The following is a 276-nucleotide window of genomic DNA, read 5'->3' on the forward strand; positions in this document are numbered from 1 at the left end:
CCATAATTCTTCCGTTGAGATATTTACCAAAATCATGGTTTTCTCTTACAGCATTAATAATTGGAAGCTTAACTCCGGATTTTGAATATTTTCTGCGAATGAAAGTTAAAAGCGATTATAGCCATACCCTAAGCGGGATTTTTTGGTTTGATTTGCCTCTTGCGCTTCTATTGACTTTTCTTTTTCATAATTTAACTCGAAATCTCCTGTTTCAAAATCTTCCGTCTTTTATAAAAAACAGAATTCTGATTTATACAGATTTTGACTGGAATGCTT

General features: G+C 32.2%; 1 protein-coding gene. It reads left to right on the forward strand.

The window, feature by feature from the left end:
• Positions 1-14: 14 nt before the first annotated feature.
• The coding region (locus ACWA1B_RS22605; protein ID WP_456910851.1) for a DUF4184 family protein at positions 15-276 on the forward strand (262 nt) is incomplete at its 3' end.

This window comes from Flavobacterium xizangense (assembly GCF_054075145.1).